The 18,507-nt window shown below is 34.6% G+C and carries 24 protein-coding genes and 1 other annotated feature (1 of these 25 cut by a window edge); of the genes, 4 read left to right on the plus strand and 20 right to left on the minus strand.

Annotated elements, in window-relative coordinates; translation table 11 throughout:
- Window positions 1-16 precede the first annotated feature (16 nt).
- From alsS to pepA, 9 genes are all read right to left on the minus strand, one after another.
- A complete protein-coding gene (gene alsS, locus ACTJFD_RS01160) occupies window positions 17-1,681 on the minus strand; it encodes an acetolactate synthase AlsS (protein WP_442259203.1) in 1,665 nt (554 codons plus the stop codon).
- Between the two features lie 199 nt (window positions 1,682-1,880).
- Window positions 1,881-3,227 carry a TrkH family potassium uptake protein gene (locus ACTJFD_RS01165; RefSeq protein ID WP_442259204.1) on the minus strand — a complete coding sequence of 449 codons (1,347 nt, stop codon included), beginning with the start codon at window positions 3,225-3,227 and terminating at the stop codon, window positions 1,881-1,883.
- A 143-nt stretch (window positions 3,228-3,370) separates the two neighbouring features.
- The gene (locus tag ACTJFD_RS01170; RefSeq protein ID WP_442259205.1) at window positions 3,371-3,682 is read right to left on the minus strand and encodes a DUF1292 domain-containing protein; all 312 of its coding nucleotides are present in this window, start codon (window positions 3,680-3,682) and stop codon (window positions 3,371-3,373) included.
- 73 nt (window positions 3,683-3,755) lie between these two features.
- On the minus strand, window positions 3,756-4,175 hold the full coding sequence (gene ruvX / locus ACTJFD_RS01175; RefSeq protein WP_442259206.1) for a Holliday junction resolvase RuvX: 420 nt from the start codon (window positions 4,173-4,175) through the stop codon (window positions 3,756-3,758).
- A complete protein-coding gene (locus tag ACTJFD_RS01180) occupies window positions 4,172-4,441 on the minus strand; it encodes an IreB family regulatory phosphoprotein (RefSeq protein WP_442259207.1) in 270 nt (89 codons plus the stop codon). Before ACTJFD_RS01180 ends, ruvX begins: the two co-directional genes overlap by 4 nt.
- A 93-nt stretch (window positions 4,442-4,534) precedes the next feature.
- Entirely contained in the window at window positions 4,535-5,146 is a 612-nt protein-coding gene (ytpR, locus tag ACTJFD_RS01185; RefSeq protein ID WP_442259208.1) for a YtpR family tRNA-binding protein, read from the minus strand.
- Between the two features lie 85 nt (window positions 5,147-5,231).
- Complete coding sequence (locus ACTJFD_RS01190) at window positions 5,232-5,687, minus strand: universal stress protein (protein ID WP_442259209.1); 456 nt, start codon at window positions 5,685-5,687, stop codon at window positions 5,232-5,234.
- Between the two features lie 12 nt (window positions 5,688-5,699).
- Entirely contained in the window at window positions 5,700-6,011 is a 312-nt protein-coding gene (locus tag ACTJFD_RS01195; protein ID WP_442259210.1) for a thioredoxin family protein, read from the minus strand.
- A 9-nt stretch (window positions 6,012-6,020) separates the two neighbouring features.
- Window positions 6,021-7,097, minus strand: coding sequence for a glutamyl aminopeptidase (gene pepA, locus ACTJFD_RS01200; RefSeq protein ID WP_442259211.1), 1,077 nt, complete (start codon window positions 7,095-7,097; stop codon window positions 6,021-6,023).
- 197 nt (window positions 7,098-7,294) lie between these two features.
- Between pepA and ACTJFD_RS01205 the strand changes: the two genes are divergently transcribed.
- Window positions 7,295-7,648: a PepSY domain-containing protein gene (locus ACTJFD_RS01205; RefSeq protein ID WP_442259212.1), complete on the plus strand. Its 354-nt coding sequence runs from the start codon at window positions 7,295-7,297 to the stop codon at window positions 7,646-7,648.
- A gap of 56 nt (window positions 7,649-7,704) precedes the next feature.
- Here ACTJFD_RS01205 and trmB read toward each other — a convergent pair whose 3' ends face one another.
- The 4 genes from trmB to ACTJFD_RS01225 all read right to left on the minus strand — a co-directional run bounded on the left by trmB (window position 7,705) and on the right by ACTJFD_RS01225 (window position 11,274).
- Window positions 7,705-8,352, minus strand: coding sequence for a tRNA (guanosine(46)-N7)-methyltransferase TrmB (gene trmB / locus ACTJFD_RS01210; RefSeq protein ID WP_442259213.1), 648 nt, complete (start codon window positions 8,350-8,352; stop codon window positions 7,705-7,707).
- Between the two features lie 62 nt (window positions 8,353-8,414).
- Window positions 8,415-9,200 (minus strand): phosphotransferase family protein, encoded by a 786-nt coding sequence (locus ACTJFD_RS01215; protein ID WP_442259214.1) that lies wholly within the window; start codon window positions 9,198-9,200, stop codon window positions 8,415-8,417.
- 111 nt (window positions 9,201-9,311) lie between these two features.
- The gene (locus ACTJFD_RS01220; protein ID WP_442259370.1) at window positions 9,312-10,532 is read right to left on the minus strand and encodes an ABC transporter permease; all 1,221 of its coding nucleotides are present in this window, start codon (window positions 10,530-10,532) and stop codon (window positions 9,312-9,314) included.
- Window positions 10,533-10,536: 4 nt separating this feature from the next.
- Window positions 10,537-11,274, minus strand: a complete 738-nt coding sequence (locus tag ACTJFD_RS01225; RefSeq protein ID WP_442259215.1) for an ABC transporter ATP-binding protein — start codon at window positions 11,272-11,274, stop codon at window positions 10,537-10,539.
- 149 nt (window positions 11,275-11,423) lie between these two features.
- On the opposite strand from ACTJFD_RS01225, the gene ACTJFD_RS01230 reads away from it, so the two are divergent.
- The 3 genes from ACTJFD_RS01230 (at window position 11,424) to ACTJFD_RS01240 (ending at window position 13,402) form a co-directional block, all read left to right on the plus strand.
- Window positions 11,424-11,849, plus strand: coding sequence for an HIT family protein (locus tag ACTJFD_RS01230; protein WP_442259216.1), 426 nt, complete (start codon window positions 11,424-11,426; stop codon window positions 11,847-11,849).
- A 4-nt stretch (window positions 11,850-11,853) separates the two neighbouring features.
- Window positions 11,854-12,237, plus strand: coding sequence for a YtxH domain-containing protein (locus ACTJFD_RS01235; RefSeq protein WP_442259217.1), 384 nt, complete (start codon window positions 11,854-11,856; stop codon window positions 12,235-12,237).
- A 160-nt stretch (window positions 12,238-12,397) separates the two neighbouring features.
- Window positions 12,398-13,402 carry a peptidylprolyl isomerase gene (locus tag ACTJFD_RS01240; protein ID WP_442259218.1) on the plus strand — a complete coding sequence of 335 codons (1,005 nt, stop codon included), beginning with the start codon at window positions 12,398-12,400 and terminating at the stop codon, window positions 13,400-13,402.
- A gap of 123 nt (window positions 13,403-13,525) precedes the next feature.
- Here the strand turns inward: ACTJFD_RS01240 and ACTJFD_RS01245 are convergent, their stop codons facing one another.
- The 7 genes from ACTJFD_RS01245 to cysS form a co-directional block, all read right to left on the minus strand.
- On the minus strand, window positions 13,526-13,993 hold the full coding sequence (locus ACTJFD_RS01245) for a low molecular weight protein-tyrosine-phosphatase (protein ID WP_442259219.1): 468 nt from the start codon (window positions 13,991-13,993) through the stop codon (window positions 13,526-13,528).
- A 61-nt stretch (window positions 13,994-14,054) separates the two neighbouring features.
- A complete protein-coding gene (locus tag ACTJFD_RS01250; protein WP_442259220.1) occupies window positions 14,055-14,312 on the minus strand; it encodes a Veg family protein in 258 nt (85 codons plus the stop codon).
- A 145-nt stretch (window positions 14,313-14,457) separates the two neighbouring features.
- Window positions 14,458-15,018 (minus strand): sigma-70 family RNA polymerase sigma factor, encoded by a 561-nt coding sequence (locus ACTJFD_RS01255; RefSeq protein WP_442259221.1) that lies wholly within the window; start codon window positions 15,016-15,018, stop codon window positions 14,458-14,460.
- Between the two features lie 97 nt (window positions 15,019-15,115).
- A complete protein-coding gene (locus tag ACTJFD_RS01260) occupies window positions 15,116-15,667 on the minus strand; it encodes an NYN domain-containing protein (protein WP_442259222.1) in 552 nt (183 codons plus the stop codon).
- 2 nt (window positions 15,668-15,669) lie between these two features.
- Complete coding sequence (gene rlmB, locus ACTJFD_RS01265; protein WP_442259223.1) at window positions 15,670-16,461, minus strand: 23S rRNA (guanosine(2251)-2'-O)-methyltransferase RlmB; 792 nt, start codon at window positions 16,459-16,461, stop codon at window positions 15,670-15,672.
- Window positions 16,448-16,849, minus strand: a complete 402-nt coding sequence (locus tag ACTJFD_RS01270; RefSeq protein WP_442259371.1) for a Mini-ribonuclease 3 — start codon at window positions 16,847-16,849, stop codon at window positions 16,448-16,450. The genes rlmB and ACTJFD_RS01270 overlap by 14 nt, the downstream gene beginning before the upstream one ends.
- An 11-nt stretch (window positions 16,850-16,860) precedes the next feature.
- Window positions 16,861-18,270, minus strand: a complete 1,410-nt coding sequence (gene cysS, locus ACTJFD_RS01275) for a cysteine--tRNA ligase (RefSeq protein WP_442259224.1) — start codon at window positions 18,268-18,270, stop codon at window positions 16,861-16,863.
- Window positions 18,271-18,322: 52 nt separating this feature from the next.
- Window positions 18,323-18,507, minus strand: a binding site (T-box leader) (it continues 26 nt past the right edge of the window).

The following is an 18,507-nucleotide window of genomic DNA, read 5'->3' on the forward strand; positions in this document are numbered from 1 at the left end:
TTTTTCCCACTCCCTTTTAATAAAACTGATCCGGTAATATAGTTTTACCCAACGCTTCATTGTCTTGATAATCTATCGGAATATCTATAATAACAGGACCATCTATTGTAAAAGCCACAGCTAAAGCTTGTGCTAAACCTTCTTTTGAAGTCACTCGTAAACCCTTAGCTCCAAAAGCTTCTGCATATTTAACAAAGTCAACTGGTCCAAAATCAACTCCTGAAGAACGTTGATATTTCATTTTCTCTTGAAATTCTACCATATTATAATGACCGTCGTTCCAGATTAAGTGAACAATTTTTAATTTTTTTCTAACTGCTGTTTCTAGATCTTGTGCCGAAAACAGAAAACCACCATCACCTGAAACCGAAATAATTTGTGTGTTAGGTCTCACTAAAGCCGCACCTATCGCCCATGGTAATGCCACTCCCAATGTTTGCATTCCATTGCTAAACAACAAATGGCGAGGCTCATAGCTACGAAAATGACGTGCCATCCAGATATAATGACTTCCCACGTCGACCGTTACTGTCATACTATCATTTACATTTTCTTGCAATGTATTAATAACTTCTAACGGATGTAGTAACCCTAGTTTCGTTATTTTTTTCGCTTGATCCCTACTAGTTAATTGCTTTCTCAGTGTTGTTAAGTAAGTTTCAACTTCTGACGTTAACTTTATTTTCTCTAAAGCACTAGTTAATAAATTTAAAGTTGCCGCTATATCACCGATTAATTCACGCTCCGGCTGCATAAAAGGGTCGATTTCTGCAGGTATTTTATCCATCACAATAATGCGGGCACTTTTTTCTTTATTCCAATTTCTAGCCTCATATTCAATGGGATCATAGCCCACAGTAATAACTAAATCACTGCGTTTCAATAACATATCTCCTGGTTGATTTCTAAACAAACCTACCCGTCCATAAAAATGATTTTCCAATTTCCTAGAAATCACACCCGCTGCTTGAAAAGTTTCAACCACAGGCAAATCAGTTTTAGCTACAAGGTTGCGTATCGCTTGAACTTCAGCTGTGCCAGAGGCATGCATTCCAACAAGTAAAACAGGTAATTTTGCTTCATTAATTTTCTCAACAAGGTAGCGAATATCATCCACAGATGCAGACCCTAATTTAGGTTCATTCAAAGGCTTGATTGCTGCTTGAAACACATTAGCATCAACAACATCTTGAGGAATACTAATAAAGCTTGCCCCTTTTTTACCACTTTTAGTCAATCGGTAAGCATTAGCCATTACTTCTGATATTGTTTCAGGATCATGAATTTCTACACTATATTTTGTAATTGGTTTAAAAAGTGCTGCATTATCCATGCTTTGATGAGTTAGTTTTAATAAATCACTGCGTTTGACTTGCCCAGCTATCGCTAAAACAGGATCACCTTCAGCAGTAGCTGTAACTAAACCTGTTGCTAAATTACTCGCTCCTGGACCACTGGTTGCAATGACAACACCCGGATTACCAGTAATACGACCAATCGCTTGCGCCATAAACGCTGCATTTTGTTCATGTCGCGTCACGATTAATTCTGGGCCTCCGTCTTCTAATGCATCAAAAACACCATCTATTTTCGCTCCTGGAATTCCAAAAACATAATCCACGTGATGATTAATTAGACTTTCCACTATAATATTAGCACCTTTTTTATTCTCTTTTCCCATCTGTATCACTCCTTTTTTCAAATTGTTATAACCTTGTTATTAAAAGATAAAAGCCAAATCTTATAGTACAGTTAATAGAACTGTATCACAAAAGAATTATAACATATTTTATTTAATTTGTTTATTCATTTGCTATAAAAAAATAAAAAAGTTTATCAGCAGCCGATAAATACGGTTACTGATAAACTGTCTATTCTTATTAACCGATCACAATATTTTCTTTAGGATAATTAAAATGATGAATTTGCGTGGTTTCACCTTTTAATAATGCAAAGCTTACTGTATATAAACCGACTCGACCAACAAACATCAGTAAAGTAATCAACAATTTTCCAAATACCGTTAAATCAGGAGTCAGTCCCATCGTTAACCCAACTGTGGCAAATGCTGAAACAACTTCAAATAGCACATACTCAATTCCAGAATTCGTCGGTATTTTTTCAGTAATCATCAATAAAAGTGAACTAACAAAACAAATCAATGTCGCTGAAGAAACAAAAACAAATGAACGAATGACGGTTTCCTTAGGCACCGTTCTTTCAAACCCTTCGGCCTCTTCACGACCTTTAAATAAACTAAATGCTTGAATAAATAAAACACCTAACGTCGTCGTTTTTATCCCTCCTGCAGTTGAACCAGAAGTTCCACCGACAAACATTAAAACAATGGTCAATAAAATACCTGCATAACTAAACTGATTATAGTCAATTGAAACAAACCCAGCTGTACGCGGCGTAACACTTAGAAAAAAACTATTCGCTAATTGTGATAGTTTACTGGTTGACGCTAAATGAGCATCTGTAAAATAAAAGACAACCATTCCTAACAAAAGCAAGCCACCAGTCACAGTTAAAGCCACTTGAGTATGAAAAGTTAATTTTTTATGTTTACGATAGTTCAGTAAATCATACCAGACAATAAAACCAAAACCACCTGAAATAATCAATAAAGAAATAACGACTAAAACATAGGGATTATTTTGGTAACTTATTAAACTATTACCAAACAAATCAAATCCAGCGTTACAAAAAGCTGATATCGCATGAAAGATGCTATAAAAAGTCCCCGTTGCAACACCATACTCTGGGATAAACTCAAAACTTAAAAGAATAGCACCAATCAATTGAACTGAAAGTGAAAATCTCAATATAAAACTAAGTAATCGTACAACACCACCATGACTCTCCATATTTAACATATCTTTCATAATTAACCGAGCTTGAAAAGAGAGGCGTTTTTTTAACATAATCGCTATCATTAAAAAAACAGTCATAAACCCTAAGCCACCGACTTCAATTAATAGCATCATTATTATGTGTCCCAAAGGATTAAAGACTTCAGAAACATTAACAGGTGTCAGTCCCGTTACGCAAACTGATGACGTCGATACAAATAACGCATCAATAAAACTAACATCTTGTCCTTCCTGATGCGTGATTGGCAACCAAAATAAAAAAGCTCCCAATAAAATAATCCCTAAAAACATCAAAGTGATAAATTGAACTGTACTTACCTTTATCCCCTTTGGTTTTTTTTTCGATAACATCTGCCAAGCTCCTCATCTAAAGTTGATAATCACTATTGTACACTCCACTTGAAAACTTAACAATCTCTTTCGTCTAATTTTACATAAAAAAATTATTTAAAAAAAAGAGACTCACCTTTTCTGGTCAGCCTCTCGTATTTAAACTATTCTTCTTCTTCTTCTGCTTCAAATGCATTAAATACTTCTTCAATCATGTCCCACTCAGCTTCAGTTTCAACTTCTAATAAGTTTCCTTCCGCTTCGCCTTCTTCTTGAACGTAAGCATAAGCTAAAAGTTCAACTTCTTCGCCTTCAGGCGTACTTGCATCATATAATAAAACATAATCTTTATTAAATTGTTCTTGTCCATCAATTGTCATATGAATGCGGAATAAAACTTCATTTCCTTCTTCGTCAATCAATGTGATTAAATCCTCTTGATCGTGTTCATGATCATGGTTATGGTTATCAGTCATCTCAATTTCCTCTTTTCTTTAGCGTTTTAATAGTATTTGCTATTATTATACAGTTTAACTATCAAAAAGGCTATTAAAGTTTCTTGTCTAGATAGTTTTGTAAAATCATCACTGCTGCTAATTTATCAATCACTTTTTTTCGTTTAGCACGCGAAGCATTAGCCTGCTCTATCAACATTCTTTCTGCCTGAACTGTTGTCAATCGCTCATCTTCATAAACAACTGGTAGATTGAAACGTTCTTTTAACATTTCACCATAAACCATTGAAGCTTCTGCACGGGGGCCAATCGTATTGTTCATATTCTTAGGTAATCCTACAATAAACTCAGTAACACTATAATCTTTAACCAGTTCTCCGATACGGTCTAAGCCAAATTCTTCAAAATCTTCATTTATTTTAATTATTTCAAGACCTTGCGCCGTCCACCCCAAAGGATCACTAACAGCGACGCCAACGGTTCGTGAACCGACATCTAATCCCATTTTTCTCATAGTGTATTAATACCATAATGAGAAAGATATTCTTTCACTAATTCTTCCATAATTTCATCGCGTTCATGACGGCGAATTAAATTACGCGCATCTTGATAACGTGGAATATAGGCTGGGTCACCAGATAGAAGATAACCCACAATTTGATTGATTGGATTATATCCTTTTTCTTTCAACGCTTGATAAACAATCGTCAATGTTTCACTGACTTCTTTTTTATTATTATCGTTAAAATCAAAACGAACTGTTTCATCTGTAAAACTCATGCATATCGCCTCCATCTATTTTTATTAATTAATCTTATTTTACAGCAATCTTTAATAAACAACAATTGATAGCTAATTAATTTTAATTATTCATTAAAATTTAAAAGACTCACCAACAAGACTATCAAATGCTAATTCTAGAATACCACGTTTGGCAGGTGCGTTGGGTAAATTTAATTCTCGAGCGGAACAAACCATTCCAAAACTTTTTTCGCCACGTAACTCACCTGGCCAAATAATCAAACCATCTGGCATCATAGCACCTACCTTGGCAACCACGACTTTTAAACCTGCTTTTATATTTGGTGCTCCACAAACAATCGGTATGATTTCACCATTGTCTACTTCTATTTCAGTCAGATGCAAGTGGTCTGAATCTGGATGCTTTTTACATGTTTTAACATGACCAACAACAAATTTAGGTGCATGATCGAAGGTTAACTCTTCTTTAAATCCCGCTAATTTTACTGCTTGTTGTAACTCTTCTTGCTGTTGTTCTGAAAGGAAAATTTGTCCTTTACCGTCTAAGTCTTTAACTAAATTAGAAGCTTGGAAAAAATTCCAGCCTAGCACTTCTTTTGATTCACTATCTGATATTTTAGTAACCTGCCCTTTTCTCTCAGCCGTTACCTCTTTTCCTTCACCATTGGCCACGACACAAATTAATACGTCTCCAACTGCTTCTAAATTATAACTTACAATCATTTTAAAATTTCCTTTCTATATTAGCATGAAAAAAGAAGAAACAGAATTATCTTCTCATTCTATTGTCAATAATGTCCAATGTTCGTTAGTTTGGACGAACAACCAAAACATCACAAGGAGCTGTTCTTATAATATGGTCACTCACACTTCCCATCACCAAACGCTCAACAGCATTCAGTCCTGATTGACCCACCATAATCAAGTCTGCTTGATATTTTTCTGGTAATTCTTTTGCCATCAAAACTTTTGGCGAACCAAATTCTAAAACAGCTTCAACATTATCATACCCTAATTCATGCGCATCTTTTTTATATTTTTCCAATAATTCTTTTGAATGATCTGTTTCTTCTTGTACGATATCTGGACTAAATGTAGAGAAAGCCATAGTACCCCCATATACACGGTTTTCAATAATGTGAGCAACGATAATTTTTGCATTGTTACGCTTAGCTACAGCAACTGCTTTTTCAAATGCTAATTTTGCTTGTTCACTTCCATCTGTACCTACTAATATTGTTTGATATTCTTGTGTCTCTAACATAATAATCCTCCTCTAAACAGATTGTATAAATGAAATAATTTCTTCTTTTGTCTTACGGTCTTTGCTGACAAAACGACCTAGTTCTTTCCCATCATCCAAGATAATAAAACTCGGGATTCCAAAAACATCCCATTTTTGACAGACCTCCATAAATTCATCACGATCAACCTGAATAAATTGATAGTCTGGAAATTCAGCTTCAATTACTGCCATATGAGGTTTTATAACCACACAATCAGGACACCAATCTGCTGTAAAGAATAAGATACTCCTTCCTTTTTCGATAAAAGGAGTTAATTCTTCAAGTGTTTTCGGAATAATCATTTTTTTAACCTACTTTCCATAAATAATTGTATCTACCGTTGCTTTATCTAAAGATGTCACTAATTTCAAAATCATTTCACGTGCTGCTTCATAATCTTTAATACTAAACATCGTTTGGTGTGTATGGATATAACGGCCCGGAACACCAATCACGGCACTTGGAACACCATTATTAGCTAAATGAGCTGCCCCTGCATCTGTTCCACCTTGTGAAATAAACGTTTGATAAGGAATATCATGATCTTCTGCAGTTTGAACAATATACTCTCGCATGCGAGGTAACATAATCATCCCAGGATCAAAAATCCTTAATAAGAAGCCACCATCCAAACGTCCGTTAGCATCTTCTTTCCCATCTAAATCATTAGCTGGTGAACAATCAATCGCAAAAAATAAATCAGGTTTAAATTTAGTCGTTGATACCTTAGCTCCACGAAGTCCAACTTCTTCTTGAACATTAGCTCCAGCGATTAAAGTATTGGGTAGTTCCACTTCTTTTAATTGCTCTAAAACATCGAGTAATAAAGTGCAGCCGTAACGATTATCCCACGCTTTACTAATGATACGTTTTCCGTTAGCTGTGACGATTGTTTCAACATCCGGTACAATCGTGTCGCCTGGACGAACACCAAAACTTTCAGCTTCTTCTTTTGAAACAAATCCGGCATCAAAAAGAATATCTGTAACTTTTAAAGAAGCTCCTCCAGATTTTCCTCTCAATAGATGTGGAGGAACTGAGGAAGAGATAATTGGGTAATCTCCTTGCTTTGTTTGAAGCGTAAAACGTTGCGCTGAAACTACATAAGGGTTCCAACCTCCTAACGGGACCACGCTAAACAAACCATTCTTCTTGATTTGAGAAACCATAAAGCCAACCTCATCCATATGTGCAGCTAACATGATACGAGGTGCATCTTCGACAGAACTTTTTTTCGTTCCAAAAATACCACCTAACCCATCATATTCTACCTTATCAACTAGCGGTGTCATCTCTTTTGTTAACAATTGGCGAATATTGTCCTCATTGCCACTTGTACTTTGAATTTCTGTTAATTGTTTAATGCGTTTAAATAATTTATCGTCCATATTTACCTACCCTTTTTGCCTAGGGTGGACACACCTCACTTTCTACATCTTAATTATAACACAAGATGCCTTTACTCTTAAAATCATATTCTTTGCTTCCTTGTTTTTTTATTCGATTGAGCCTTTCCTTTTTAATGTTCCTTCTGACTTTTTATGCTACAATGATGATGATTAACATCTAAAGGAGGGCAAGTAAAATGTTTCAAAACAAACAAAAAAAACAAACTTATTTTCAAGATGGACTAACAACTGGTGTTGGAATTGGCTTAGTCATTGGTCTGGCTGGAGGTGCCCTTGCTTCTTATTGGTATAATAAAAATAAAACACTATCAGCAGATGATATTTTAGAACAAGTTAAAAATGACTTTTTACAAGAAGGCCCAATTGAAGGTTCTTGGATTCACTTTAAAAAAGAACCTGCCCAAAAATTCGCAATCAAGTCTAAAGTCTACACAGGTGGTATTTCTAGAATTGAAGATGGTGATCTTGTTCAATACGAATTTATTGCAGATGCCTATACTGGATCAATTATCGATATTTATCGCCTTTAAAAATTTAGAAAATAAAAGAGTTGACTTACCCAAAAATTCGGGCAAGCAAACTCTTTTTATTTTTTTGTAACAAAGTGGGCTTCTAAGCGATAAATAGGATGCCCCTTTTGAGAAAATTTTTCTTCATACTCTGTCATCACATTGTCCTCAAAATCACTCGCATGCAAATCTAACCAGACTTCTTGAAGAAGCATTCCATATTGCGAAAGGCTTGCTAATGAGTATTCAAACAACCCACGATTATCTGTTTTAAAATGCAGTTCTGCTTCTGACTTAGCTATTTTCTCATAAATTGCCAAAAAATTTGGATGCGTTAAGCGACGCTTTTCATGGCGCGTTTTAGGCCAAGGGTCAGAAAAGTTCAAATAAATTTGATCAACTTCTCCTTCAGCAAAATAATCATCCAAATCAGCCCCATTTACTAATAACAATTGTAAATTAGGTAATGGTTCAAGTAATTGTTTTTCTAAAATAGAAATAATCGCATTTGTTTGAAGTTCAATCGCAATATAATTTATTGTAGGATTTGCCTTAGCCATTCCCACAATAAATTGTCCCTTCCCACTTCCGACTTCAATATGAAGCGGTTGTTGCTTTTCAAAACGCTCATGCCATTTTCCGCGCCATTCACTACCGTCAGTTAAAATATATTGTGGTGAATTTTCAATCGTTGCCATTGCACCTGGTTTGTTCCGTAATCTCATCTTTAATCTCCTCTTAAAAAAGCCCCTTGGGTTTAGAAGCCAAAGAGCTTTTTCATTATTCTTTATCTATCTTGATAAACATAGTTCAAGCGATTGATACATCGAGCAACTTCATTATGCTCTTCTTTTAAAAAGCTGCGTTTCGTCTGCATTAATAAACTCATCCCAGCATACCAGTAAACTCGTTCGTGCAAATGCTCTGCCATCTCAGCCTTATAATGATCTAGCCAGACAGACCATTGATCAAGCGGAACATATTGTCCTAAAATAGTTCCTAAATCTAACGCAGGATCACAAAGTACCGAATAATCCCAATCAACTAAAAAGAGATGATCATCATTTGAAATCAGCCAATTTTGACGAATAACATCGCCATGACAAGCCACATAGTGCTGTGAAAGATAGGCTGGTAAATGATCTTCTAAATATTTAAAAACTTTTAATAAGGTTGGATTTTCTTTTAATTCTTGAGGTAAATGGCGAACATACTCGCTTAAAAAATCAAAAGCTGATTTTTCACTACCTTCCATTCTTTCTAACATTGATTTTAATGACTCTGAGTGATGGAGGTGATATAAAATTCGTATCACATCTTGATTATTTACCATCTCATCAGCTGATAACTGACGACAATCTAACCACTCTTGTGCGGTAACAATATCCCCATTTCCTGTTCGTCGTGTCCATAATAGCTTTGGCGTTAACCCTTCACGAGACAAAGCCGCTAAAAAAGGAGTTGAGTTACGTTTCAAAAAAACTTTTTCTTGATCTTTAACTCCCTTATAAGCCTTACCTGTATCTCCTTTTAACGGTTGGAGATTCCAGTTTTTATCAAATTTAAATATCACTTGTTTCTCCTCCGCCACACTCAAACTTTATAAATATTTCCCTAAAACCTCACAATCGAGATTCGCATTCTAGTATATCATATTCTAGTATCTCACAACGTTTCAAATTGATTAATTTTTGATTTTTTTTATACGTTTCGGTAAATAGTACACCGAAAGAATTCCCCCGAAAACAAGCAGGGCTATAAGTAAAAGACCATTTTCAACAACATTTGGTTGAGCAATAATAGCAACAAGCATAAAAATAGTACCAACAACCATTAACATTTTGCTAATCAATTTTTTAACTGCGATTTCCTTATCCTTCTCTTTTATTGGGTACAAATTGGTCATTACCATATAATCAAAAGAATGATAAAGCGGAATTAACTGAAACGCAATTAAATAAATGAACAATAGTGAAAACAGTAATTTCAACCAAAAATAGTGAGTAAAAGCGATCAATACCGCCCCGACAAGAGTTAAACGAATAACCAAGCCTAAATATTCTGTCCCTCTAAAAAAAACACGCTGATAGAGATAGCTATAAGTATTGCCATGTGTTTTAGGTAGTCTTTGTAAATAGGGATCCAAATATTTACGACGTTTAACTTCGCTCGTTATATCTGGCACATCAACAAATAAATTAATAAAACGATACAAATTTTTCAACCGACGTTTTTCTAAAAGTAACGCACGATGCCAATTTAACGGTTCTTCTTCAAATGAACGTTTACTTTTTTGAAGAAAAAAGAGAAATACCAAAAGAGAAAGTATCATACCACCTATTGCCGAAAGATACAAGACCATCCCAAAAACAAGAATGGCCAAAACAAACCACCCGAACTTCAGTAACGTTTTTTCTCTTTTTTCCTGTGCATATAGTCCATTTAATTGAAGTAAAAGCTCACTAGCTTTCAATAAAAAACCTGCCACTAGAAAAAAGAGAAACTCATATCCCTTTATCGGATGGACTGCCAAAAGAGCTGGAACCGTCATCCCCATTACTAAAACAAGCATTGCACATGGAAAAAGTAAAGAATGGCGAAATGCCTTTTTAAAATAGCTTGGCATTTGACGTTCTTTTGCCAATAGAAATACCTCATCAGCTTCTGATAACAAACTTACGAAATTTCCAAAAAAAAGGGCACTCAGCCAAATTCCTAAGATAACAGGCCTAATCCAAAAATAATGTGTTGGTTGGAGGTTTTTAATAAACTCTGAATAATAAAGCCCAAATCCTCCTATCCCAAACATACAGACAATCAGAAAATGATCATTCAAAATATATTTCATATATTTCATCATTTTTTTTTGATATCGAGCTAAACGTTTTTGATAAATAGTGGCCATCAATTTAATCAACCACCTTTTCTTTCGTTAACGCGATGTAAATATCATCCAGGGACGATTCAGGTAATTGAAAATCGGTACGTAATTCTTCAATAGAGCCATCCGCTCGGACTCTACCATCATGTAAAACGATAAAACGATCACAGAATTTTTCAGCTGTTGCCAAAATATGAGTGGACATTAAGATCGCCGCCCCATTACGGCACATCTCTTGCATTAACTCTAATAAAGCATTAATAGCTAATGGATCTAAACCTAAAAAGGGCTCGTCAATAATATATAGACTAGGTTGGACTAAAAAAGCACAGAGTACCATCACTTTCTGCTTCATACCTTTTGAAAAATGAATCGGAAACCAATCTAATTTATTTTCTAAACGAAACGTCTTTAACAATTTGTCAGCCCGCTTGAAAGCCTCATCTAATGGAATATCATAAGCCATTGCCGTAATTTCAATATGCTCTCTCAATGTTAATTCATCATATAGAACTGGACTTTCAGGAATATAGCCTATTTTCTTACGATAGGCCTCTGGTTCTTTTTTTAAAGACAAGTCATCAATCGTAATCTGACCCTCTTTTTGATTTAATAAACCAATAATGTGCTTAATTGATGTGCTTTTTCCAGCTCCATTTAAGCCAATTAACCCTACTAACTCACCAGGTTTCACTTCAAAACTAACATCTTTTAACACCGACACGTGTCCATAACCGCCCGTGACATGCATAACTTTTAAACTCATCTGTTTTTAAACCTCCGTTATTCTCTATTTCAATTATAACATACACAAAACAACTTCTATTTAATAATCATAAAGATATTCTACCATTTTTACATCATTATATGGTAATGTTAAAGAAGAGAAAACAAAACTTTTAGGAGGCTCTACTTATGAAAGACTGTATTTTTTGTAAAATTATCAATAAAGAAATTCCTAGCTATCCTGTTTATGAAGACAATGAGGTTTATGCCTTCTTAGATATTACACAAACGACGAAAGGTCATACCTTAGTTATCCCTAAGAAACATGTGCAAGATATTTTTGAATATGAAGAAGGTTTAGCTGAGTCTCTCTTTTCTCGTGTTCCCAAAATTGCGCGTGCGATGGAAAAAGCTTTTCCCGAGATGCAAGGTCTCAATATTATTAACAACAATAAAGAAATTGCCTATCAATCTGTTTTCCATACTCACATTCATTTAATTCCACGTTATTCTAAGGAGGACGATTTTAAACTGGTTTTTGCGGATAACGGAAAAAATTACTCGACTGAAGAAATGAACCTAATTGCTGAAGCCATCAGAAAGAACGAGGAATAACATCATGAAAAAGAAAAAATTCTCAGGAAAACAATTTGCAAAAGGATTCATCGTTGGTAGCTTTATTGGTGGCGGTGCAGCCCTTTTACTAGCTCCACGCTCTGGCAAAGAAACACAACAAAAAATTAATAATCGTCTGGATGAAACGATTGATCTATTCTTTGAACTTAAAAATAATTTAACTGCTGTTGAAAGTAATTTTCAAAATGTCAAACAACAATCAACTGATTTACTTCCTAGCACTATCGAAGAGGTTCAAAAGGAAATCAAGCAATTTCAATTTATCAATACCCCTCGTGTTGATATTATTAAAGAACAATTAGTAAAAATAAATTCAGAATTATCGAATTTCAAAGACAAAATGAACGCGACAGAACCTAGAGGTTGATACTTTTATCATTTATAAATGTGGCGATTTTGTTACTAATTATCGAATTAAAGCATAACCTTATTTTTTTTAACCTACTTTTATGTTATAGTATTAGGCGTGATTAATTTTTATTTAATAAAAATTAAAAAAATGTATAGAATGGAAGTGTCTTTAAAAAATGAAGAAAAAAGTATGGAAATTAGCTAGCATCACTTTATTAAGTGCCTTAATTTTAACTGGTTGTTCATCTGCTGGTGGAAAAGATGTCGTCACTATGAAAGGTGGCAAAGTAACTCAAGAAGAATTTTACAACGAGTTGAAAAAAGACGATCAATCAAAACAAGTGTTAACAGGAATGATTTTAAAACGCGTGGCTTTGGATGGTTATGGTAAAGATGTCAGTGAAAAAGAAATTGACAAAGAATATAAAGCAGCAGAAAAACAATATGGCGGGAAAAAAGTTTTAGAAGAAACTCTAAAACAATATGGGATGGATGTTAAAACATTCAAAGAAAATATTAAAACTAATCTAGCTCAAAAAGCAATGATGGAATCTCATATCAAAATTACAGATGCTGATTTAAAAGAAACATGGAAAACTTTCCACCCAGATGTTGACGTTCAAATCATTTCTGTTGATAAAGAAGACGAAGCAAAAGAAATTTTAAAATCAATCAACGATGGTGGTGATTTTTCTAAAATTGCAAAAGAAAAATCAGTCGAACAAACAACAAAAAATAACGATGGTAAGTTAACTTTCAACTCAACTCAAACAACGAAACCAGAAAACGTTATGCTTCCTGATGCAGTGAAAGATGCCGCTTATAAATTAGAAGATGGTAAAGTTTCTGAAGTCATTACAGCTCAAAACCCAATGACTGGTGCAGACAGCTTCTATATTGTTAAAATGGTCAAAAACAGTAAAAAAGGTAATGATTACAAACCTTTCAAAAAAGAATTAACTGAAATTACAAAAGAAACGAAACTTGCTGATCCAACTTTCCAACAAAAAGTATTAGGTGAAGAGTTAGAAAAAGCAAAAGTTAAAATTGATGACCCTGAATTTAAAGATATCTTAACTCCTTATTTACCTCAAAAAGAAGAGAAAAAAGAGGACAAAAAAGCGGATACTAAAGACAGCAAAAAAGAAGACAAAAAAGAAACAACTGAATCAACTAAATAATTAAAAATAGGACGGATGAGAATTTAAAATTCTCATCCGTCCTATTTTTTTGTTGATGTATTAAAAAAAGTAAAGCTTTAAAATTTAGCTGTCTCCTCAACGACCTCAAATAGTCCAACTTTTTTAAAGTGTGGCTTTGATCTTTTCCAGCCAATAACTTGTTGCTGAATCAATCAATTCATATGTCAACTCAAAATTACCCGTATAATAAGGATCAGGTACTTCTTGATTGGTTATATTAGGAACTCCTTCGAGTAAAAAAGATATTTTTGCTTCTTCTTCTGGCGTTTTAGCCCGTTCTTTTAAATCTTTAATATTTTGTTCATCCATTCCAAAAATATAATCAAATTCAATAAAGTCATTCTGCGTTATTTTCGTTGAGATCATGCCAGAACTATTGATGCCATGTCGTGCCAAAATTTGTTTTGTTTCTTTATGAGGTTCTTTCCCCAAATTCCACGTTCCTAATGCCACAGAAGCACAAGAAATCTGTTTGGATAAATTTTGTTCTTGAATCTTTCGATTAAATAATGCCTCAGCCATTGGCGATCGGCAGATATTTCCTAGACATACAAATAAAACTTTTTTCATTCGTTTACCTCCTAGAAAAGAAAAAAATCTAACGCTATGTTTAGATTAATTCTTTCTTACATTATCCAAATAATGGTTCTTCTTCATCGACGAAAGCCAGTTCGATAGAATGTGTTAAAACGTCTGCATAACTATAAGAAACACGTTCAACAGCATGATCACTTTGATCAAGATCCACCACAAAAACTGCTGGATACGTTTCAGTTAAAACACCGCTATGCTCACTTTGACGCTTTCGACCTACTTGAGACGTAAGTGTCAATCGACTGCCAACCCGTTCCTTAAGTCCCTCTTTAATTGATGCAATATTATGGGCCATTTTATTCACCTCATTATCATTCTATCACATTATTAAGAAAAAATAAAATTTTACCACAATTTAGAACTCAATTCAAGGGAAACCATAGTTTTTTTATAGTTTACTCATTCAAAAAGTAAAAGAAAGCTACCATCCTGATTATTTATTAATCATTTAATTGTCTTTTTAATTTTTGCCTAGCTCGTGCTAATGCCCCGACAACCTGTTTTCTCGCCAACTGATAGGTTGTTGCTATTTCTGTTTCACTTTTTCCTCGTGCATAATCAGAAAAAACATCCTTTTCAGTCTGAGACAGTTGCTCACCAAAATCTTGCATGCTATCACGGATTAAAACATAATCTAAACTTATCATTGATGAACGGTCTTCACGTACATTTAGAGTAAGCTCCCCTTGCCCCTCTAATGATTCCGCATAACGATAACTTCTCCGTTTTAACGCTTCCTGCTTGCGAATTAAACCAATAATATGACGTTCAAAATTTATTTTGAAAAATTTTCCAAAGGTTACGCCTTGATCTAAATGATAATTTTGTAATGATTTATGACAGATTATTCGACCTTCCTGTAGCCAATCGTCCAGTTCTAAATCTCGAACAAAGAATGTTTTCTTCATTTTCAAAACGATTGGTTGATATTTTTTAAATAACAACTCCATTGCTTCAGGATCCCCAGTTTTCGCTTTTTCTATTAGGTCTTTATTTTCCATTACTTGACTCCCTTTTAAGGAGGGTGGCAGCGTTTTCTTTTGCTTTACGTTAATAGATTACCACTAAATTAAAAAACGCAAAAGAGAACAGTTGTTCTTAATGCATCTTTTCATCTTCCATTTCTTCAAAAAATAACTGTAAATCTTCAAGCTGACCTTCTGTCCATGGAGAATTACGCCTGAAATTAGAATAATGATACTCTTTTGTATCGGCTAAAATATTTTTTTCTGATTCTTTAATTGCTTTATATAATTCACGAGCAGATACTCGTAAGGCTCCTTTTGAAAAAATAATCCACTGTTCAGCTAAATCACTCGTTGCTACTCTAACGTGTGTCAATGGATTAATTTTCAAACTTGCCTCACGCTCAATATAAGTATCTGCTGTTTCATCTACTTTAGTAAAGATAACTGTCAGCCCAAATTCATCATACTTATTTTGGATTCCAGGTACAAATTGAGCATCAAAAACAACAATCACTTCAATTCCCTTGTACTTAGCAAATTCTGAAAGCATAAATAATAACAAATCACGCGCATCTGCTAATTTCTCTTGTTTTTTCAATTGAGCTAATTCTGGCCAAAACCCAATCATATTGTAACCGTCAACGAATAACACTTGATGCTTTAAGCGCTTTTTGCGTTTCATGGTTAAGTCAGACGCTTTCTAAAGACTTCATACATCAATAAACCAGCGGCTACACTTGCATTCAGACTTTGGACATGCCCCGTCATGGGGATCGTAATTAGTTCATCCATTTCTTTTTTAAGAGAAGGACTCATTCCTTTACCTTCATTACCAATAACTAAAGCAATATTTCCTGCGACATTCCATTTTTCATAGCTCGTTCCAGTCATATCTGTACCAAATAACCAAAAATCATGTTCTTTTAATTTTTTAGCTGCTTGCGAAAGGTTTGTTACCCTCGCAACTGGAATATGTTCTACCGCTCCTGTTGACGTTTTAACAACAACTGGTGTAATCCCTACCGCACGATGTTTTGGAATAATAATTCCAGCAACTCCAGTAGCATCAGCTGTTCTAAACATGGACCCTAAGTTATGAGGATCCATTACACTATCTAACATTAAAAAGAAGCGCTCTGACTCTTTATCCGTTTTCGCAAGTAATTCATCCAATGTTAAATATTCAAAAGGAGTTGTTCTTAGCACAATCCCTTGATGATTTTCATGATTCGTCATTTCATCTAGTTTCTGTTTCTTCACCCATTTTACCGCCACTGTATACTCTGCTGCTAATTGTTTTAGTTCTTCAATATTGGCACTTTTTAAATCTTCTTGTAAAAATAATTTATTACCACGTTTGGCTTTCAACGCTTCAATCGTTGCATGACGTCCAAAAGCAACGTCTTCTAAACTTACTTCTTCTTGACCATTTTGAGGGTCAAATGGTTTACGTTTTTCTCTTTTATCTTGTCTCATTTTTTTCACCTATCCTTTTTATTGACCATCGAATAAGCTCTTCTAAGCGTTCTGTTTGCTTCATCATATGGAGATAACCCATTAACGCTTCAAACCCTGTAGACGAGCGATATATAGCTACTGATGTGTTTTTAGCACTCGTATGGCTTTTAGCATTACGTCCACGTTTATAAATACTTAGTTCAGCCTCTGTTAATATCTCTTGGTCTTGCATTTGTTCAATTAAGTAATGTTGTGCCTTTGCCGAAACATAGCGCGTCGCTAAATGATGTAATTGGTTCGGTCTTGTATGACCCGAGCGGATTAGAAAATCACGAATATAAACTTCATAGACGGCATCTCCAATATATGCTAGTGTTAACCCACTCAATAATGAATAATCTTTTATTTCTTCTGTCATTAAATTCGACTCCATCTAATCCCTTGAGCAGTATCCTCAAGAATAATTCCTTGTTCTTTTAATTGGTCACGAATTTCATCGCTACGAGCAAAGTCTTTTGCCTCTCGTGCCTGTTTTCGTTCTTCGATTAATTGTTCAATTACTTCATCTAACAGATCTGTTTCATCCTCTAAAATAATCCCGAAAACTTGCATAAATTCAAATAACTGACTTTGAATTTTTTCAAGAATAACTTTTGAAACATGAATTTTTTCCAGATATGAATTTAACCATTTAACCATTTGATAAACCACGGTAATTCCATTCGCTGTATTAAAATCATCATCCATTCCTAACACAAATTCATCATAAAATTCTGTAATTTCTTGAAGATACTCTCGATCATCTTCTAAGCCATCCTGAGCCTGTCCTAATCGAAAACCAGCATTTTTATAACTATGTTTAATTTTAGAAAGATTCGTTTCTGCTTCTTTTAAAACCACTTCATTAAATGGCATCGGACGACGATAATGAGTAGTCGCTAAGGCATAACGAACGACTTCTGGTTCAAAGTTTTGCATCACATCATGAGCGGTCACAAAATTACCGAGTGACTTACTCATTTTTTCACCACTCTCACCTACTGTCAAATAAGCATTATGCATCCAATACTTTGCAAAAGTTTGGCCTGTATGCGCCTCACTTTGAGCAATCTCATTCTCATGATGTGGAAATTCCAAATCTTGACCTCCACCATGAATGTCGATTGTTGATCCTAAATGCTTTGTTGCCATGACAGAGCACTCAATATGCCAACCTGGGCGTCCCATTCCCCACGGTGACTTCCACGAAACCTCACCTTCCTTAGCTTCTTTCCATAAAGCAAAGTCCAAAGGATCTTCTTTTTTTACTTGTTCCGCGCCAGTTCGTTGGCTAGCACCTACTTCTAATTCATCTAAACTTTTGTTACTCAATTCACCATACTTTTTAAATTTTCGAGCACGGTAGTAAACATCACCTTGCGACTCATAAGCATAGCCCTTTTCAATTAAATCTGCAACAAATTTTATAATATCTTCGATGTGATCAATGACTCTTGGATGAACACACGCCGGCTTCACATTCAACTTACCTGTATCTTCTTCAAATGCCGCAATATATTTATCTGCTAATTCCTTTGTTGTAATTCCTTCTTCATTCGCTGTTCGAATAATTTTATCATCTACGTCGGTAAAGTTAGAGACATAATCAACTTGATAACCCCTAAATTCTAAATAACGACGAACAGTATCAAATGACACCGTACTTCGAGCATTACCAATATGAATATAATTATAAACAGTCGGTCCACAAACATACATTTTAACTTTATTAGGCTCTAAAGTTTGAAATGTTTCTTTGCGACGCGTTAATGTGTTATAAATTTGCATAACTTGTTTCCTCCTAAAATTTAAAATAAAAAAAGGCGTCTTTGAATAAAATTCAAAAGACGTCTTTACGTGGTTCCACTTTAGTTTATAACAGAGAATCTGTTACCTTTCGATAGTCTAACGGCTATCACTCGTTTTTGATTACTCCACTTTCATCAAAACTACTCAAAGAGGCATTTTCAGAAAAAAATTAGGTCTACTTGCACCAAATGTAAACTCTCTTAAACTAATTTTTTA

Source organism: Vagococcus sp., from assembly GCF_052102835.1.
Classification (GTDB): domain Bacteria; phylum Bacillota; class Bacilli; order Lactobacillales; family Vagococcaceae; genus Vagococcus.

Excerpts from the sequence above, each read along its gene's own strand:
- rlmB (WP_442259223.1), bottom strand. The coding sequence starts at position 16,461 with ATGAGACAAGATAAAAGAGAAAAACGTAAACCATTTGACCCTCAAAAT.
- ACTJFD_RS01250 (WP_442259220.1), bottom strand. The coding sequence starts at position 14,312 with ATGGCCCATAATATTGCATCAATTAAAGAGGGACTTAAGGAACGGGTT.
- ACTJFD_RS01260 (WP_442259222.1), bottom strand. The coding sequence starts at position 15,667 with ATGAAACGCAAAAAGCGCTTAAAGCATCAAGTGTTATTCGTTGACGGT.
- ACTJFD_RS01190 (WP_442259209.1), bottom strand. The coding sequence starts at position 5,687 with ATGTTAGAGACACAAGAATATCAAACAATATTAGTAGGTACAGATGGA.
- ACTJFD_RS01205 (WP_442259212.1), top strand. The coding sequence starts at position 7,295 with ATGTTTCAAAACAAACAAAAAAAACAAACTTATTTTCAAGATGGACTA.
- alsS (WP_442259203.1), bottom strand. The coding sequence starts at position 1,681 with ATGGGAAAAGAGAATAAAAAAGGTGCTAATATTATAGTGGAAAGTCTA.
- ACTJFD_RS01245 (WP_442259219.1), bottom strand. The coding sequence starts at position 13,993 with ATGAAAAAAGTTTTATTTGTATGTCTAGGAAATATCTGCCGATCGCCA.
- ruvX (WP_442259206.1), bottom strand. The coding sequence starts at position 4,175 with ATGAGAAAAATGGGATTAGATGTCGGTTCACGAACCGTTGGCGTCGCT.
- ACTJFD_RS01255 (WP_442259221.1), bottom strand. The coding sequence starts at position 15,018 with ATGGAAAATAAAGACCTAATAGAAAAAGCGAAAACTGGGGATCCTGAA.
- cysS (WP_442259224.1), bottom strand. The coding sequence starts at position 18,270 with ATGCAAATTTATAACACATTAACGCGTCGCAAAGAAACATTTCAAACT.
- ACTJFD_RS01165 (WP_442259204.1), bottom strand. The coding sequence starts at position 3,227 with ATGTTATCGAAAAAAAAACCAAAGGGGATAAAGGTAAGTACAGTTCAA.
- ACTJFD_RS01230 (WP_442259216.1), top strand. The coding sequence starts at position 11,424 with ATGAAAGACTGTATTTTTTGTAAAATTATCAATAAAGAAATTCCTAGC.
- pepA (WP_442259211.1), bottom strand. The coding sequence starts at position 7,097 with ATGGACGATAAATTATTTAAACGCATTAAACAATTAACAGAAATTCAA.
- ACTJFD_RS01220 (WP_442259370.1), bottom strand. The coding sequence starts at position 10,532 with ATGGCCACTATTTATCAAAAACGTTTAGCTCGATATCAAAAAAAAATG.
- ACTJFD_RS01180 (WP_442259207.1), bottom strand. The coding sequence starts at position 4,441 with ATGAGTTTTACAGATGAAACAGTTCGTTTTGATTTTAACGATAATAAT.
- ACTJFD_RS01195 (WP_442259210.1), bottom strand. The coding sequence starts at position 6,011 with ATGATTATTCCGAAAACACTTGAAGAATTAACTCCTTTTATCGAAAAA.
- ACTJFD_RS01225 (WP_442259215.1), bottom strand. The coding sequence starts at position 11,274 with ATGAGTTTAAAAGTTATGCATGTCACGGGCGGTTATGGACACGTGTCG.
- ytpR (WP_442259208.1), bottom strand. The coding sequence starts at position 5,146 with ATGATTGTAAGTTATAATTTAGAAGCAGTTGGAGACGTATTAATTTGT.
- ACTJFD_RS01170 (WP_442259205.1), bottom strand. The coding sequence starts at position 3,682 with ATGACTGATAACCATAACCATGATCATGAACACGATCAAGAGGATTTA.
- trmB (WP_442259213.1), bottom strand. The coding sequence starts at position 8,352 with ATGAGATTACGGAACAAACCAGGTGCAATGGCAACGATTGAAAATTCA.
- ACTJFD_RS01235 (WP_442259217.1), top strand. The coding sequence starts at position 11,854 with ATGAAAAAGAAAAAATTCTCAGGAAAACAATTTGCAAAAGGATTCATC.
- ACTJFD_RS01240 (WP_442259218.1), top strand. The coding sequence starts at position 12,398 with ATGAAGAAAAAAGTATGGAAATTAGCTAGCATCACTTTATTAAGTGCC.